This window comes from Nocardia panacis (assembly GCF_003598715.1).
Lineage (GTDB): Bacteria > Actinomycetota > Actinomycetes > Mycobacteriales > Mycobacteriaceae > Nocardia > Nocardia panacis.
In genome coordinates this window covers 20,730-38,024 of sequence record NZ_QZFU01000028.1, presented here as the reverse complement: position 1 = coordinate 38,024, position 17,295 = coordinate 20,730, and the positions used below count along the sequence as shown (strand labels likewise).

The 17,295-nt window shown below is 68.4% G+C and carries 11 protein-coding genes; 6 read left to right on the top strand and 5 right to left on the bottom strand.

What is annotated here, in order from left to right; all coding sequences use genetic code 11:
* The first annotated feature begins 372 nt into the window (after nucleotides 1-372).
* Genes D5S18_RS22405 through D5S18_RS22385 form a run of 5 tightly spaced genes read left to right on the top strand, consistent with a single transcriptional unit; the run spans nucleotide 373 to nucleotide 10,532 of the window.
* Complete coding sequence (locus tag D5S18_RS22405) at nucleotides 373-1,368, top strand: DUF1702 family protein (protein WP_120043054.1); 996 nt, start codon at nucleotides 373-375, stop codon at nucleotides 1,366-1,368.
* Entirely contained in the window at nucleotides 1,365-3,332 is a 1,968-nt protein-coding gene (locus D5S18_RS22400) for a CRTAC1 family protein (RefSeq protein WP_239003940.1), read from the top strand. Before D5S18_RS22405 ends, D5S18_RS22400 begins: the two co-directional genes overlap by 4 nt.
* Nucleotides 3,329-4,354: an RnfABCDGE type electron transport complex subunit D gene (locus D5S18_RS22395; RefSeq protein WP_120043053.1), complete on the top strand. Its 1,026-nt coding sequence runs from the start codon at nucleotides 3,329-3,331 to the stop codon at nucleotides 4,352-4,354. Before D5S18_RS22400 ends, D5S18_RS22395 begins: the two co-directional genes overlap by 4 nt.
* 4 nt (nucleotides 4,355-4,358) lie before the next feature.
* Nucleotides 4,359-10,082, top strand: a complete 5,724-nt coding sequence (locus tag D5S18_RS22390; RefSeq protein ID WP_120043052.1) for a type I polyketide synthase — start codon at nucleotides 4,359-4,361, stop codon at nucleotides 10,080-10,082.
* A gap of 3 nt (nucleotides 10,083-10,085) precedes the next feature.
* Nucleotides 10,086-10,532, top strand: coding sequence for an acyl-CoA thioesterase (locus D5S18_RS22385; RefSeq protein WP_120043051.1), 447 nt, complete (start codon nucleotides 10,086-10,088; stop codon nucleotides 10,530-10,532).
* 7 nt (nucleotides 10,533-10,539) lie between these two features.
* On the opposite strand, the gene D5S18_RS22380 is transcribed toward D5S18_RS22385, so the two are convergent.
* The gene (locus D5S18_RS22380) at nucleotides 10,540-11,235 is read right to left on the bottom strand and encodes a winged helix-turn-helix transcriptional regulator (RefSeq protein ID WP_120043050.1); all 696 of its coding nucleotides are present in this window, start codon (nucleotides 11,233-11,235) and stop codon (nucleotides 10,540-10,542) included.
* Between the two features lie 235 nt (nucleotides 11,236-11,470).
* On the opposite strand from D5S18_RS22380, the gene D5S18_RS22375 reads away from it, so the two are divergent.
* Nucleotides 11,471-13,066: an MFS transporter gene (locus D5S18_RS22375; protein WP_120043049.1), complete on the top strand. Its 1,596-nt coding sequence runs from the start codon at nucleotides 11,471-11,473 to the stop codon at nucleotides 13,064-13,066.
* On the opposite strand, the gene D5S18_RS22370 is transcribed toward D5S18_RS22375, so the two are convergent.
* From D5S18_RS22370 to D5S18_RS22355, 4 genes are read right to left on the bottom strand one after another with little or no spacing between them, the layout of a single operon-like run.
* The gene (locus D5S18_RS22370) at nucleotides 13,067-13,954 is read right to left on the bottom strand and encodes a homocysteine S-methyltransferase family protein (RefSeq protein WP_120043048.1); all 888 of its coding nucleotides are present in this window, start codon (nucleotides 13,952-13,954) and stop codon (nucleotides 13,067-13,069) included.
* Nucleotides 13,951-15,075 (bottom strand): trans-sulfuration enzyme family protein, encoded by a 1,125-nt coding sequence (locus tag D5S18_RS22365; RefSeq protein WP_120043047.1) that lies wholly within the window; start codon nucleotides 15,073-15,075, stop codon nucleotides 13,951-13,953. Before D5S18_RS22365 ends, D5S18_RS22370 begins: the two co-directional genes overlap by 4 nt.
* Nucleotides 15,076-15,080: 5 nt before the next feature.
* Nucleotides 15,081-15,941, bottom strand: a complete 861-nt coding sequence (locus D5S18_RS22360; protein ID WP_120043046.1) for a class I SAM-dependent methyltransferase — start codon at nucleotides 15,939-15,941, stop codon at nucleotides 15,081-15,083.
* On the bottom strand, nucleotides 15,938-17,269 hold the full coding sequence (locus D5S18_RS22355) for an aminotransferase class V-fold PLP-dependent enzyme (RefSeq protein ID WP_239003939.1): 1,332 nt from the start codon (nucleotides 17,267-17,269) through the stop codon (nucleotides 15,938-15,940). Before D5S18_RS22355 ends, D5S18_RS22360 begins: the two co-directional genes overlap by 4 nt.
* Between the last annotated feature and the right edge of the window lie 26 nt (nucleotides 17,270-17,295).

The following is a 17,295-nucleotide window of genomic DNA, read 5'->3' as shown; positions in this document are numbered from 1 at the left end:
GCTCACCTAATCCACCGAAAAAGCGGCGCGAGGGATCGGCGAGGCCTACTGGCGAAGGCGTTGCTGCTGCCGCCCGGTTCCGGGCACCGATCAATTACCCCGACGACACGCCAGGCCATTTGACAGTTGGGCTGCGAGGTGAACGCTTCGCCGATGAAGCGGTTATTATGCGCAGCGGCTGATCATGTGCTGTCTCGACACCACCTTCCGCAGCTCGGTAGGTGCGAGCCGGACCCCGACTTGCACTCGACGGAAACTATGACGATTGGTTCGGAAGAATACTTCCGATTGGTGAAGTGAGCAACGGGGAAGAAGCATCGGGCCACTCTCGGATGCGAATCTGAGAACAGTCCCGATGCAAGGAGGACCTGGATGGTCTCGTTACTCGGTCGGCTCCGTCATATGATCTTCACCCCGGATGTAGGAGAGGCGTCGCTGGCAGTTCGCGGATTTCCGTCGCGCAACTCGCGGGCTGCGGCCGCCCTGGAGGGGGCCGGTACCACATTCATCACCGGACTGGGTGTCGGCACGGAATGCGCGACGGCCGCGCAGACCGCCGCGCGATTGGCCGAAGTCGACAGCGCCCGAAGAGGTTTCGCCTTCGAGGGTGCGGCCATGGCCATGGCGATTCGGGACGGACTGCCGCTGGGACACCGGCGGCACCTCGCCGAATACCGCGCCGTCGCCGATGAGCACCGCTACATGACATATGTGGGTGCGGGCTGGGCGCTGGCGCGCTTGCCGAGGCCGCTGCATCGGGCGGCGCTGAGCGGGTTGACCGATCAGGTGTTGATCTGGTTGGCACTGGACGGATACGGGTTTCACCAAGCGTATTTCCACACAGATCGTTACATAAAAGATAAGTATGTAGACCCTCGGCCGCCGCTCGTTTCGCCGGATCATCACGACTACGCGCCGCATGCCGTGGATCAGGGCATCGGACGGGCGCTGTGGTTCGTCTCGGGCGCCGATCCCGCACTCGCCCACACCCTGATCGAGAGATTCGCGCCACATCGACGCGCCGACCTGTACGCGGGACTCGGCCTGGCGGCCACCTACGCCGGTGGCGCGAGCGAGACAGAATTGGCCCACCTCATCGAATCGGCCCGCGACTATCGCGAATGCCTTTGGCAAGGCGCGATATTCGCCGCGGAGGCGCGGGCGCGAGCAGGCCTGGTGCTCCCCGAGACCGAGGCGACACTGTTCGCGCTGACCGGTCTGCGCATCGCGGACGCTTCCAGAATCGCCATCGAGACTCTGCCCACCCGGCCGACGGTGGACGGAGTCGTCGCCTTCGAGGTCTGGCGGACCCGCATTCGCAGCCACTGCCCGGCGGCCGCGCCGATGGCACCAAAGGGGGAAATGTGAACTCACGCTTGCGAATTCTCGTACCCGCCGCGGCCGCCGCACTGCTGCTGGCGACGATCTTCTTCGTCGGGTCGGCGCGGGTGGCCACCGACGATCCGGCGGCCGTGGCCGCAGGGTACCAGCTGCGATCCCTGCCGATCGACATGCCGCCGGGCTACGGGAGCCTTCCCAAACGGACTGTGCGCCAGGTGAATCCGGCCTACGAGAGAATCAGCTCATGGATCTCCTCGGTCGGCGCGGCCGTCGCGATCAACGATCTGGTGGGCCACGGCCGCTCCGACGGCCTGTGCCTGGTGGACACCAGGACCGACGAGGTCGTGGTCACCTACGCCCCGACCGCACCGCAGGCCGATCGCTTCACCCCGTTCACGCTGCGACCCGATCCGCTGGTGCTGGATTCGACGATGGCCCCGATGGGTTGCGCGCCGGGCGATTTCACCGGGAGCGGGCGCACGGATCTGCTCGTGTACTACTGGGGTCGCACGCCGATCATCTTCCGCAACAACGGTTCCGCCGGGTTGTCCGCCGCCTCGTATACACCGGTGGAGGTAATTCCTTCCGGAAGTGTTTCCGGAAGGTACAACGGCGAGCTGTGGAATACCAACGCGATCTCGATCGCCGACTTCGACGGCGACGGACATCCGGATCTGATAGTCGGTAATTACTTCCCGAATTCCGGGGTTCTCGATCCGAATGGGCATCCCGATGTGGTGATGAACGATTCCATGTCGAATGCCAGGAACGCGGCGGGCGAGCGGGTGCTGCGCTGGACCAACAATGACGCCGCGGGCAATCCGGTCTACGTCGAGGACAAGGATGCGATACCGGTCGATGACCGCACCGGTTGGACGCTGGCACTCGGCGCGGCCGATTTGACCGGCGATTTGCGACCGGCACTCTATGTCGCCAATGATTTCGGCCACGATCATCTGCTCTACAACCAGTCGACGCCGGGTCATATCAAATTCAGCACCGCGACCGGTTCGCGCGACTGGACCACTCCGAAATCGTTCGTGCTCGGCCAGGACTCCTTCAAGGGGATGGGCGTCGATTTCGTCGACATGTACGGACGCGGCAAATTCGATATGGTCGTCAGCAATATCACCGCGCCGTGGGGTCTGCTGGAAAGTAATTTCGTCTGGCGCAATGACGCCGCCACCGTCGCCGATATGCGTCGCGAACTCGCCGACGGCCGCGCGCCGTTCAGCCAGCACGCCCAGGAGCTCGGCCTGGCCTGGACCGGCTGGTGCTGGGATGTGAAGGCCGCCGACCTGCGCAATTCCGGGACGCTCGATGTGCTGCAAACGACCGGATTCGTCCAGGGCGGCAATGCCGCCGATCGCTGGGCCTGGCTGCAGGAGTTGGCCACGGCCAATGATGTGCTGCTGCACGCCCCCGAACTGTGGCCGCGCGTGACGCCCGGCGACGATCTCTCCGGTCGCGACACCATGGCGCTCTATGCCAAAGGCGGTGGCGGAAAGTATGTCGATATCACCCGCCAGGCGGGCACCGGTGCGGAGTTGCCGTCCCGCGGGGTCGCCATCGGCGACACCACCGGCACCGGAGTTCTCGATTTCGCGGTGGCCAGGCAGTGGGGCGCGCCGGAGTTCTTCGCCAATCGCTCGCCGGATCTCGGTCATTCGCTGTCGCTGCGGCTGTATCGACCGGCCGCCGACCGCAACTCCCTCGGCCAGCCCGCCTACAACGCGATCGTCACCGTGCGCACCGCCGACGGTCGCACGATGCGCAACCAACTCGACGGCGGCAGTGGACATTCCGGGAAGCGCAGCTTCGACGTGCACTTCGGGCTCGGCGCCGAGACCGCTCCGGTGACCGCCGAGATCGACTGGCTCGATCTGTCCGGCGGCCGCCACCACCAGTCACTGCAGCTCAGCCCCGGCACCCATGCCCTGATGCTCGCCGACACCGCCACCGAGATCGCCAAGGAGGCGACCGCGCCATGACGACGCTAACCCGCAAACTTCGAGTCGGCGAGCCGTCCGTCAACGGCAAGGCCGCGACCAATGGCGCACCGCCCAAACCCGCACCTGTGAAGGACAAGCGCTACCTGGCGCTGCGGAATTTCGCGCTCTCGCTCAGCGTGCTCAACATCATCGGCTATACCCTGCTCGGCTTCGAACAACCCTGGCTGTGGCCGATTCTGGCGATTGTCTGCTCGTACGCGACCGATCTGCTTTTCGAGGTGATCTTCGCTTGGTCGCGACAGATGCGGCCGCGGTTCCTGGGTCGCGGCGCGCGCGGTGTGTACGAATTCCTGCTGCCCGCCCACATCACCGCGCTGGCCGTGAATATGCTGCTGTACGCCAATAATCAGTTCTGGCCGGTGCTGTTCGGCGTGGTCGCCGCGATCACCAGCAAGTATGTGCTGCAGGCGCCATTCGGCGGGCGGATGAAGCATTTCATGAATCCGTCCAACTTCGGGATCACCGCGGTGCTGCTGTGTTTCAGCGCCTGGGTGAGCGTCGCGCCGCCTTATGAATTCGGCGAGTCCATCAACACCATGTTCCGGATCGCGGTGCCGCTGGTGCTCGCGGTGGCGGGCACGGTCATCAATGCCACCCTGGTGGGCCGGGTGCCGCTGATCGTCGGCTGGTTGGGGGGATTCGTCATTCAGGCGATCGTGCGGGCCGAATTGTTCGATGTGGCGCTGTTCGCGGCGCTGGGCACCATGACGGGCACGGCATTCGTGCTGTTCACCAACTATATGATCACCGATCCGGGGACGACGCCATTCCCGGCCAAGGCGCAGTTCATGTTCGGCGCCGCGGCGGCGACGGTCTACGGGCTGCTGATGGTGTTCAACGTGACCTACACACTGTTCTTCGCGGTGACCATCGTGTGCGCCATCCGCGGCAGCTACGCGTGGCTCGCGCACGGGGTGCGACTCGTGCGCAGCCGCCGGGCGGCACTCGTCACGACCGAACCTGGCGCAGCGCAACCCGTTCCGACCGTAGAGCGGGTCTGAGCCGATGGTTCGACTCGCGATCGTCGGTATGGCCTGCCGCTTCCCCGACGCGGCGGATCCCGCCCAGCTCTGGGAGAACGTGCTCGCGGGTCGCCGCGCCTTCCGTCCGGTTCCGAACGAGCGACTCAATGCCGCCGACTATTTCGACGCCGATCCGGCGGCTCCGGACCGGCACTACGCCACCCACGCCGCCGTACTGGAGGGCTGGAGTTTCGATCGGGCGCGACATCGGGTGGCGGCCAACGTATTTCGCGCCACCGATATCGCGCACTGGCTCGCGCTCGATACGGCGGCGGCGGCCCTGGAAGACGCGGGTTTCCCGGCGGGCGAGGGGTTGGATCGGGCGCGCACCGGCGTTGTCATCGGCAATACCCTCACCGGCGATATGACGCGGGCGACCGGGATGCGGCTGCGCTGGCCCTATGTGCGCCGCACGCTAACCGGCGCGCTGCGGCGAAAGGGTTGGGACACCGAGGAGATCGGCGCGTTCCTCGACGAATACGAGGACGATTACAAGGCCCCGTTCCCGGAGATCACCGAGGACAGTCTGGCGGGCGGACTGGCCAACACCATCGCGGGGCGCATCTGCAACCACTTCGATTTCGGCGGTGGCGGTTTCACCGTGGACGGCGCCTGCTCCTCCGCGCTGCTCGCGGTGACGCAGGCGGGTGAGGCGCTGGCGGCGGGCCGGATCGACGCGGCCGTGGTCGGCGGTGTCGACCTATCGATCGACCCGTTCGAGCTGATCGGATTCGCCAAGACCAAGGCGCTGTCCACCTCGGGAATGCGCGTTTACGACGAGCGCTCCAATGGTTTCTGGCCCGGTGAGGGCTGCGGCGCGGTCGTGCTGCTGCGCGCCGATGACGCCGTGGCGCGCGGCCTGCGCGGCTACGCGACGATCGCGGGGTGGGGCATCTCCTCCGACGGACGCGGCGGTATCACCCGACCGGATCGAGGCGGGCACCTGCGCGCCATCGAAAGGGCCTATCGGATGGCCGGATTCGGCGTGGAGTCGGTCGACTATCTCGAGGGGCACGGCACCGGGACCGCCGTCGGCGACCGCACCGAACTCGAGGCATTCGACACGGCGCTGACCGCGCGGCCCGCCGACCGTCCACCGGTCGCGCTCGGCACCATCAAAGGCAATATCGGGCACACCAAGGCGGCGGCCGGAATCGCGGCGCTGATCAAGGCGGCGCTGGCCGTGCAGCACGGCGTCATACCGCCGGTGACCGGCAACGAGCGCCCCCATCCCATGCTGGCCGGCACGAAAGATCGTCTGTACCTGCCGGATTCGGCGCGGCCATGGCCCGAGGGCGGACCGCGCCGGGCCGGGGTGTCCGCGCTGGGATTCGGCGGGATCAACACCCATGTGGTGCTGACCAGCAGACAGCCGCCGCGTCCGCTGACGAAGACCTTGCACACCCGGCTCACGCACAGCGCCCAGGACGCGGAACTGCTGGTGCTCTCGGCGGCGACCCCGGCGCGGTTGCAGTCTCGGCTGCGCGAGATCGCGGCATTGGCCGCCAAGTGCTCCTTCGCCGAACTCGGTGATCTGGCCGCCGAATTGATCCGCACCGATGCCGATCTGCCCGCCAGGGCGGCCGTTGTCACCGATCAGCGTCGGGCCGAGGAAAGGCTGCTCGACCTGGCCGAGGCGCTCGCGGCGGGCGAGCGCAGGCGGGTGGATCCCGAGCGCGGCCAATTCCTCTGTGCCCAGCCCGAACCCGAACCGCGCATCGGCTATCTCTTTCCGGGACAGGGCGCGCCGGGACGCGGCGACGGCGGCGCGACGGCCCGCCGTTTCGGTGCGGTGGCGCAGCTGTATCGGCAGGTCGGTGCCCGCGAGGGCGGTCCGGCCACCGAGGACGCCCAGCCGCGCATCGTCACCGCCTCGCTGGCGGGCCTGCGGCTGCTCGCGGCCGCCGAGGTGACCGCGGTCGGCTGTGTCGGCCACAGTCTCGGCGAACTCACCGCGCTGCACTGGGCCGGTGTATTCGGTGAGGCGGATCTGGTGCGCACAGCCGAATTCCGCGGCCGTGCCATGCGTTCGGGATCGGCGACCCAGACCGGGACCATGGCCGCGCTGCGCGCGGACGCCGACCGGGTGGCCGCGCTGATCGGCGACGGTCCTGCGGTGATCGCGGGCTACAACGGCCCGGACAATACCGTCATCGCCGGACCGGTCTCCGCCGTGGAGGCGGTGCTCGCCCGTGCGCGCGCGGCGGGGCTGCGCGCTCAGGTGCTGACCGTCTCGCATGCCTTCCACTCCCCCTTGGTCGCGCCTGCCGCGCGCACCTTCCGCGACTACCTCGAACAGTTGACAATCGGTCAGGTCGAGCGGCCGGGCATGGTCTCGACGGTGACCGCTGGTCCGTTGGAACCGGGCACCGAGGTCCCCGAACTGCTGGAGCGGCAGGTGCGCGCGCCGGTCCGCTTCGCCGACGCGCTGTCCCAGTTGGCCGAGAAGTGCGATCTGCTCATCGAGGTCGGTCCCGGTCCGACGTTGCTCGCGCCCGCCGCCGAGATCTGTCCCGGTGTGCCGGTGGTGGCCATGGAGACAGACGGGGGTTCGGTCGCGGGCGTGCTGCGCGCGCTGGGGGCCTGCTACGCACTCGGCGCGCATCCTGATCTGCGCGCGCTCGACGCCGAACGCTTCCATCGGCCCTTCGCGTTGGACAAGCGGTTCGTCTTCCTCGAAAGTCCCTGTGAGCACGCGCCGGACGATTCGCAGGTGCGCCGGACCCGACCCCGCAAGTCCGCCGCACCCGCCGTCGAGTCGGCGGCGGTCTCCGGATCCGCCTTCGACACCCTGCGCGAATTGCTCGCGGGCCGAGCCGAACTCGCCCTCGACGACATCACTCCGCAGTTGCGTCCGATGGACGATCTGCATCTGAGCAGCATCACCATCACCCAGTTGGTGGCCGATGCGGTACAGCGGCTGGGCGGTTCGGTGCCGGAGCCGACCACCAATGTCGCGACCGCCACCATCGCCGAACTGGCCGCCGCCATCGAGGCGGCGGCCGTCGCGGGTGCGGACGCGCCCGGACGCGATGAGCTGCCGGGGGTGGCGCCGTGGGTCCGGCCGTTCCGCGTCGACCTCGTGCGTCGTCCGCTGCCACCGCTGCGACCGGGTGCGCCCGGACACTGGAAGGTGTTCGCGCCCAAGGACGATCGGCTCGCCGCCGCGGTGCGGCGCAGGCTCGATGCCCAACCGCTCGGCAGCGGAGTGCTGCTGCGGGCGGGCACGGACCCGGAATCGATCGACCGCATGCTCGCGGCGGCGCAGGCCGCGCTGACGGAGCAGGTGCCTTTCGTCGTGGTGGACGACGACGAGCACGGTGCGGCGGCATTCGCCAAATCCCTGCACCTGGAGGCGCCCTCGATCCGCACGACCGTCGTCCATACCGCACCCGACGCGCCGCCCACCGATACCGCGCGGTTGATCTGCGCGGATATCGCCGCCACCGAGACCTTCCGCGAGGTGGGCTACGACGCGTGGGGCGCCCGCGCCGAACCGGTGCTGCGCGAGCTCACGCTCGAATGCGGCGAATTGCCGCTGGGTCCCGACGATGTTCTGGCCGTCACCGGCGGGGCGCGCGGGATCACCGTGGAATGCGCGCTGGCGCTGGCCCGTGCCACCGGGTGCGGGCTGGCCGTCCTGGCGCGCAGCGACCCGGACGCGCCGGAGGTGGCCGCGAATATGGCGCGACTGCGCGAATCCGGTGTCACCGCGCGGTATTTCGTCGCCGATGTGACCGATCCCGAGCGGGTGGCCGCCGCCGTGGCCGCGGTGCGCGCGGAGTTGGGCGAGATCACCGGCATCCTGCACGGCGCGGCCCGCAACGCACCCGCCGCCATCGGATCGCTCACCGCCGCCGAGATCCAGCACACTCTCGCGCCGAAAGTCGATGGGCTGCACCATCTCCTAGCGGCGGTCGATCGGGACGCCCTGCGGGTGGTGGTCGGTTTCGGCAGCATCATCGGTCGCGCGGGTCTGCGCGGCGAGGCGCACTACGCGCTGGCCAATGACTGGTTGCGCGCGGCGATCGATCGGCTGGACCGCGAAATGCCGTGGTGTCGCTGCCTGACCATCGAATGGTCGGTGTGGGCGGGCACCGGCATGGGCGAGCGGCTCGGCGTGCTGGATTCGCTGATGCGCGAGGGGATCGAGCCGCTGTCCACCGATGCCGGGATCGAGGTGATGCTGGATCTGCTGCGCGCCGCGCACGGTCCGACCGGTGTGGTCGTCCTGGGCCGCACCATGTCGCTGCCGACGATCCGCTTCGAGGATGCCGAACTGCCGCTGCTGCGCTTTCTGGAGCGCCCCCGGCTGCACTTCCCCGGCATCGAACTGGTCGCCGACGCCGATATCTCCACCGGCACGGATCCGTATCTGGCCGAACACCGTCTGGCCGGTGACGCGCTGTTCCCGGCCGTCATGGGGATGGAGGCGATGGCACAGGCGGCGACGGCTCTGCTCGGTCCGCACGAGGGTATCGATCTGCACGAGGTGGAGTTCCTGCGGCCGATCGTGGTTCCGGCCGAGGGCGTGACGATACGGGTGGCCGCGTTGCGTTCGGGCGATGCGGTTCGGGTCGTTATTCGATGCGGTGGCACGGGATTTCAGCTCGACCATTTCCGGGGCGTGTGTCGGCCTGCGGATGCGAAGGCGCCCACCGTCGAGGCGACGGCCGAGCCGCCGAGTCTCGGCATGCCGATCGATTCGGACTTCTATGACCGAATCATGTTCCACGGTCCGATATTTCGGGCTGTGCACGACTATCGACACGTGGCGGCGCGCGCCTGTGTCGCTCGGATCGGCGTCGGGGCGCGGCGCTGGTTCTCCCCCATGGTGCCCAACGGTCTGGTCCTGGACGATCCCGCCGCGCGCGACGCGTTCATGCACGCCATCCAGGTGTGCGTACCGGACGCGACCCTGCTGCCGTCGAAAATCGCCGTGGTGCGCGGGTTCTCGCATCGGGCGCGCGAGGTGACGTTGCGGGCGGTCGAACGCGGGCAGGAGGGCGCGGTCTACACCTACGACCTCACCGCCCTCGATCCCGACGGCGCGCCCGTCGCGGTCTGGGAGGGACTGGAGTTGACCGCCGTCGCCCCGCTGTCGCCGCGGGCGTGGACTCCCGAACTGCTCGGCCCCTACCTCCAGCGCGAATTCGACGCGCTGCTGCCGGAACCGGTGCGGGTGGCCGTGATTCGGGATCGGGCCGACGATCATCGCGCGGCCAGCGCGCGGGCGCTGACGGCCGCGCTGGGTCGCACCGTGCCGATCCACTACCGACCCGACGGGCAACCGGAGATTCCCGGCGAACACGCCAGCTTCTCGCACGACGCGGGTCTGACGATCGCGGTGGTCGGCACGCGCCGGGTCGGCTGCGATATCGAGACGGTCGAGCAGCGCGCCTCGGCCGAATGGAACACGCTGCTGGGCAAGTCCGGTGTGGCACTGGCCGAGGCGTGCGCCAGAGCGGCGGGCGAATCGTTCGCCGCGGCCGCGACGCGGGTGTGGGGGGCGCGCGAGGCGGTCACCAAACTCGGCGGCACGGTCACCCGACCGTGGCTGACACTGGACGGCCGCCATGGCGAGATGGCCCACGCGGGCTGGCTGGCCTTCCGACACGGCTCGGATCTGGTGTGGTCGTTGCGCACCACGGTCGGCGGGCCGGGACCGGATCGTCCGGTCGTGCTCTGCGTGGTCGAGAAGGGTTGAGACATGCGCGCTTACGAGATGGCCCACACGGTCGGCTTCGAGGAGACGAATCTGGTCGGCAATGTGTATTTCGTGAATTACCTGCGCTGGCAGGGTCGTTGCCGGGAGATGTTCCTGCTCGAGCATGCCCCGGAGGTGGTGGAGGAGATCCGCCGCGATCTGAAGCTGTTCACGCTCAAGTGCGAATGCGAGTACTACGCGGAATTGAGCGCGTTCCAGCGACTCACCATCCGCATGACACTGGTGGATCTCACCCAGACCCAACTGGAGTTCGAATTCGCCTACCTGGATATCGACGAGTCCGGATCCGAACGCCTGGTCGCGCGCGGCAGGCAGCGGGTGGCCTGTCTGCGCGGCACCGGGACCGAGGTGGAGCCGACTCGAATACCCGAGAGCCTGCGCCGCGCGCTGGAACCCTACGCCGACGAGCTGCGTGTTGCGGCGGGGTGAGGTGGGCTCAGGAAACGTCGACCACTTCGCCTGCCGCGGGTTTGGCGGTGAGTTCCAGGTCGAGCAGCCGCAGGCAACGCTCCAGCGCGACCGTGTCCCCGGTGATCACGACCTTGCCGGACAGGACGGCATCGAGGACGCCGAGCTGTTCGGTGCCGACCTTGATGAAGGTCTCCGGATCGGCGGTGACCACGAGCGCCGCCGCCCCCACCACCGGTCCGTTGACCACGCGCGCCACGCCGTCGGCGCAGTGCACGTGGAAAAGCTCACTGCCGATCTGGAATTCGTAGTCCTCGTCGACCTCGGGCGGCGGGCCGACCGCGACCATGGCCTCGAGCGCGACCCGGCCCCATTCGGCGCGCACCACCCCGCCCGATTCGGAGGAGGCCACATGCGACAGACCCCACGAGGCCAGGCCGATGATGACCGGGCGCAGCGCCTCGCCGCTGGGGGTGAGCCGATAGGAGACGCCGCGCCGGTCGCCGGAGACCGTTTCGCGGGCGATGATGCCCGCTTCGGTAAGCATCTGCAGACGGGCGGCCAGCAGGTTCGGGCCGATGCCGACCAGCGTCTCGTCCAGGAGTTGGTTATAGCGCTTCGGGCCGGTCATGAGATCGCGGATGATGAGCAATGTCCACCGCTCGCCGACGATATCGAGCGATGCCGCCACCGCGCACATCTGCGCGTATCGCTTCGTTCCCATGGGTCACCTCGAGATTTGTCCAGCCGGTGTCCTCGACCTTGTCGGAACTGAAACGGCCATTGGTAGCTACATAGAGACATGGTAATCGGGGGCGATCACGGATCGGCCGCGCGACCGCGCGGAATCGGCGGCGACGCAGGCGCGGGCCGCATTGCGGACGGCAATTTCCGACGCATTCACAAGCTTCAACAACAGATAGTTTCACGCGGGTTTTCCGCGAGTAAGGAGCAACAGGATGGATCCAAGCCCCGCCACCACCGCGCGACCCGCGGTCTTCTGGCTCGGCGTCGCCCTCACCGTAGTGGGCGCGGCCCTGCACCTGCCGATGTATCTGATGGCACGGGATATGGGCTATCGACTCGTCGGCATGCCGATGAGTCCGGACATGCTCGTGGGTATGGCGCTGCTCGTTCTCGGCGTCGGACTGTCGATCCACGGGCTGGTGCCTGCCCGAAACGCGGTGCGCCCCAGTCCGGTTCGCCTCAGCGTCGCCCCGCTCGACGACGCCCCGATCCGGCCGGCGCATATCGCCCTGCTGCTCGCGCTGGCGGCCGCGGTCACCATCGATGTGATGAAACCGGTGGCGCTGGCCTTCACCGCGCCGGGGGCGGCGGCGGAATACGGCCTGCGCGGACCACTGCATCCGACGGCCGACGCGCTGCCGATCGCGCTGTATCCCCTCTTCGGGATCACCGGAACAATGCTCGGGGCTTTCCTTTGGGGCTTCCTGGGCGATCGAATCGGGCGGCGCGCCTCCATCCTGCTGGCGGGCGTGCTGTTCATCGCCACCTCGACCTGCGGGGCCATGCCCGAATACTGGATGAATCTGGCCATGTGCCTGGCCATGGGGCTCGGGGTGGGCGGAATGCTGCCCATCACCTTCGCACTGCTCTCGGAGACGGTGCCGCGCAGGCATCGGGGCTGGATGATGATCCTCATCGGCAGCGATATCGCGGGGGCCTACATCATCGTCAGCTGGCTGGCGGCCACCTGGGCGGCACCGGACCGATTCGGCTGGCGGCTGCTGTGGCTGATCGGATTGCCCACGGGGCTGGCGCTTTTCGTGCTCAATCGATGGATTCCGGAATCGCCGCGATTCCTGCTGCGGATGAATCGACCGCAGGAGGCGGCGGCGGTGCTGCGCCGGTACGGCGCCGAGATCATCGAGGAGACAGCGGCTGCGCGCACCGAGGACACCAGCACACGGCAATTGCTGCGCCGCCCCTTCCTCGGACTGTCCATCGCGGTGGTGCTGCTGGCCATCGGGGTCGGGACCACACAGTTCGGGTTCCAGCAGTGGATACCTTCGAATCTGCAACGGCTCGGACTCTCGGAGGTGAACGCCAGTTCGGTGCTGCGCAATGCCGCGATACTCGGCTTCCCCCTGAGTATTCCGGTCGCGCTGCTCTACGGCTTCTGGAGCAGCAAGAAGACCGTGCTGCTGCTGGTCGGGGTGATGACGGTGGCGTTGAGCGCGTTCATCGCCTTCGGCGACAGCGTCGTCGACAATCGGGTCGCGCTGTATGTGCTGCTGATCGTTCCCATCTGGGGCATCAATATTCTCAATGCCGTGCTGGCCGCCTACACCGCCGAGGTGTATCCGACCGTGGTGCGGGCGCGCGGCAGCGGGCTCTCGGCGGCGGCGACCAAGGCGGGCGGTGTGCTCATCCTGGCGGCGGCGGTGGCCGCGTTCGCGGCACCGTCGATACGGTTCACCGCCGCGGTGGGCGTGGCGCCGCTGGCCTTGGCCGTCGGCGCGCTCGCGATCTACGGACCCGAGACCAGGCAGCGGCAACTCGAACACATCACCGCCACCCAGTTCGCGAAGTAGTCACCCACCCAGCGCATCTCGCGCCGCCGCGAGATGCGCGGGCGAGACGCCACAGCAGCCGCCGAGGATATCGAGGCCGTAGGCCGAGCGCCATTTGACCAGCAGTTCGGCGAACTGCTCCGGATTCAGCGCGCTCGGCTGCGCGCCCTCGTGCGCGACGGTGCGGTCCTCATTGTTCGGATACGCGCCGATGAGTCCGGCCTTGCCCCGGCACAGCGCGCGCATGGCCTTCTCGGTGGCCTCGGGCGTACTGCAATTGACCAGCACCGCCTCGGCCCCGTCGCGCTGCACCGCGTGCACCGCGCCGGACAGGTCCTCCCCCGAGATGAGACGGCCGTCCGCGCCGCAGGCGAAGCCGACCCAGGCCCGGCCGCCGACGGCGAGCACCTGTTCGAGCGCGATCCTGGCCTCCCGGATGGTGTTCATGGTCTCCAGCAGGTACAGATCGACCCCGGCGCGGGACAGTTCGGTGGCCAGCCAACGATGTTCGGCCCGCAACTCGTCGTCGGGCGGGACCAGATCCGGGCGGTAGGCATCCTCCACAGGTGCGATGGACCCGGCGATCAACGCCTCCGGAGCGCGAGCCTCCTTGCGCGCGGCGCCCGCGACGCCGACGGCCGCGTGCACCATCCAGGCCCGACCGGCCTCGTCGAGCCGGGTGCGACTCAAAGCGCGCAGATTCGTGCGAAAGGTGTTGGCGGTGATCACCTGCGCGCCCGCCGCCAGATACGCCTCGTGCACCGATTGCAGGATCTGCCGTTTGGCCCCGGTGCGCAACGCGTCCGTGGTCCACCAGGGGTCGGCCATCGGCAGGCCCGCGCGCTCGAGTTCACTGGCGACGCCGCCGTCGAGCAGTGCTACACCCTCGGGGGCTGGGGAATTGGTCATCGGTCACCTTCCATCGCGCGCCGCAGATCCGCGACCAGATCGGCCGGGTCCTCGATTCCGGCCGACAGCCGGATCAGGTCATCGGTGATACCGACCGCGAGGCGGGTCTCGCGCGGTATCGGACGGTGGGTCATCAGGGCCGGACATTCGATGAGCGAGCGCACACCGCCCAAACTCACCGCGCACGCGAACAATTCGGTGCGGGCCATCAGCTTCTCCGGATCGCCGCGATAGCGGAAGCTCACGATCGAGCCGGGGCCCGACATCTGCGTGCCGACCAGGTGACGCTGCGGATGCGTGGGCAGGCCGGGGTATTTCACCTCGGCCACCGCCGGGGCCGCCGCCAACATCTCGGCCAGCAACTGTGCCGTCTCCCCCTGCCGCGCCACCCGCAGCGAGAGCGTCTTCACCCCGCGATGCACCAGGTAACAATCGAGTCCGCCGGGCACGCCGCCGGTAACCGTGCGATGCGCGACGAAACGCCGATGCAGCGCCTCGATATCGCAGACCAGCGCGCCGCCGAGTACATCCGCGTGGCCCGCGATGAATTTCGTTGTGCTGTAAAGGCTTACCTGTGCGCCGAGATCCAGCGGGCGTTGCAGCGCCGGGCTGGCGAAGGTGTTGTCGACGACCACCGTCGCGCCGCGCGCGAGTGCGACGACCTCGGTCAGGTCGGTGAGTTCGAGCAGCGGATTGCTCGGCGTCTCCACCCAGACCATCGCCGCCTCGGTGGACAGGACCCGACGCAACTGCTCGGAATCGGTGAAATCCGCGTAGTCGACCCGGATTCCGTAGCGCGAGAGCACCTCGAACAGCGCGTAGGTGCCACCGTAGACATCGCGGGAGGACACCAGCCGCTGGCCGGGCGTGAGCAGGGACAGGGCCGCCGTGGCCGCCGCTTGACCGGAGGAGAACACGGCGCAGTGCCGCGCGTCCTCGAGGGCGGCGAGGCATTCCTCCAGCGCCTCCCTGGTGGGATTCTCACCGCGAGAATAGAAGTGGCGCGGCGGATCCTGCTGGAAGCGGTCGTAGGTGGTGGCCATGTGGATGGGCGGCACGATATCGCCGGTGCCGGGAGTGGGCGGCTGGCCGCTGTGAATGAGTCTGGTGTCGAAGCGCATTCGGGTCAGCCATTCGCGACGGCGCGCAGCAACAATGTCGTGCTCGGCAGGGCGACCCGGCCGTCGGGGCGGCGGTAGGGTTCGACGGCCGCGCCGACGGCGGCCCACGTCGGCGCGTCGTCGACGCTGCCGAACCGCTCCCTGATCTTGTCCTTGAGACCGGGCGGGCTGACCACCTTGTTGAATTCCGCGTAGCGACCCGGTGATTCGACCAGGAACGGCACCTCGTAGAGCTGGACGGACACCTCGGCGAAACCCGCCTCGGCCAATTCCGCCGCGATCAGATCCGGATCGGCCATGCTGAACGGGCCGGGCGCACCCGCGGGACCCGTTGGGAGTTCCAGCCTTTCGGCCAGGACGCGGTAGCCCAGTGACATCATCGGCGCGGCGGCGGGCTCGGCCCAGACGGCGGCGGCGAGCACCCCGCCTCGAGTCAGCACGCGCTCGACCGTGCGGAACAGTGCCGTGCGGTCCACGGCGAACATCAGACCCCACCGGCTGAGCACCACATCGAAGGACGCGTCCGGGAATTCCATCGAATCCGCGTCCCCGACCCGGAATTCCGCGTTCGCGGGTGCGCGATCGGCGGCCAGCGCGATCATCTCGGGCGCGAGATCGATACCGACGACGCGCCCGGCGGGGCCGACCACCGCGGCCGCGGTGAGCGCGGGTTGCCCGGTGCCCGTGCCGATATCCAGGACGCGCTGCCCGGCGCGCACGCCGCCGAGTTCCAGCAGTCGGGCCGTGACGGGTGCGCCGCCCGATTCGAAATCCGCCTCGCAGGACAGCCATCCGGAGCTGATGGCATTCCAGTTGACCCGCTGGGTGTTCTTGAAGGCCACCGGGTCGAAGGCCGCCGTGGTCATGAGTGTCCCTTCGCCGGATCGATAGCCAGGAAACGTTCGGTGGGATGGTCTTTGGTCCATACGCCCGGTGCGACGGTGCTCAGCGCCCGGCGCACCACGTCGATCTCGTCCTCGGTGTTGTAGATCCCGAACGACAGCCGCACGGTGCCGACCACGCCGAAGGTGTCGACGAAGACATTGGCGCAGTGCACGCCGCTGCGCACGGCCACACCGTGCTGGTTCAGGTGGCCGCCGACATCGTAGGGATGGATGCCATCGACCACGAGCGAGACGATGCCGTTCGGGTCGGCGGCCGGATCGCCGAGCACCCGCACGCCCGGCACCGCGCCGAATGTTTCGACGGCGGCGCGCACCAGGTGTTCGTCATGGCCGCGCACGCGCTGCCACCCCAGGGCCGCGAGGTAGTCCAGCGCCGCCGCGAGTCCGACCGCGCCCGCCACGTGCGGGGTGCCCGCCTCGAGTCGGGCGGGCACCGGCACGTAGCCCACCGGGGTGTCCAGCGTGACACCCTTCACCGTGCCGCCGCCCACCTGATAGGGCGAAAGTTCCGACAGCAGCGCGTATTTGCCGTAGAGCACGCCGATACCCATGGGGCCGTAGACCTTGTGCCCGGAGAAGCAGTAGAAGTCCGCGTCCAGCGCGCGCACGTCGACCGGGCGGTGCGGCACGGCTTGCGCACCGTCGACCACCACCGGGATCTCGTGGCGGTGCGCCTCCTCGATCAGGGTGCGCACCGGGTTGACGGTGCCGAGCACATTCGAGGCGTGCGCGACCGCCGCGAGCCGCACGCGCGGGCCGAGTGCGGCGGCGAAGCGCGCGGGCGCGACCCGGCCGTCCGCCTCGACCGGCACCACCACCATGCGCGCGCCCACCGTCTCGCACAGCCGCCGCCACGGCAGCATGTTCGAGTTGTGCTCCATCCCGGTGACGACGACCTCATCGCCCGCCCCGACCCGCGACCGGCCGAACGTGTCGGCGAGCAGATTCACCGCGCCCGTGGTGCCGGAGGTGAACACCACCTCCTCGGGCCGCCCCGCGTTCAGGGTGCGCCGCACCGTCTCTCGCGCGTTCTCGTAGGCATCGGTGGCCGCCATGCTGAGCGTGTAGAAGCCGCGGCCGATATTGCTGTTGACCCCCGCGTAATAGTCGACCAGCGCGTCCAGGACCACCTGCGGTTTCTGGGTGGTGGCGGCATTGTCGAGGTAGACGAGCGGATGCGGACCGAAGCGCCTGCGCAGAATCGGGAAGTCGTCGCGAATCAGCTCGCCCAGTGTCGCGGAGCTGATCCCTTGCAGATTGTTCAAGCGGAGATTCATCGTCTCGGACACGAGATCACTATATCTAATTGAAGTGA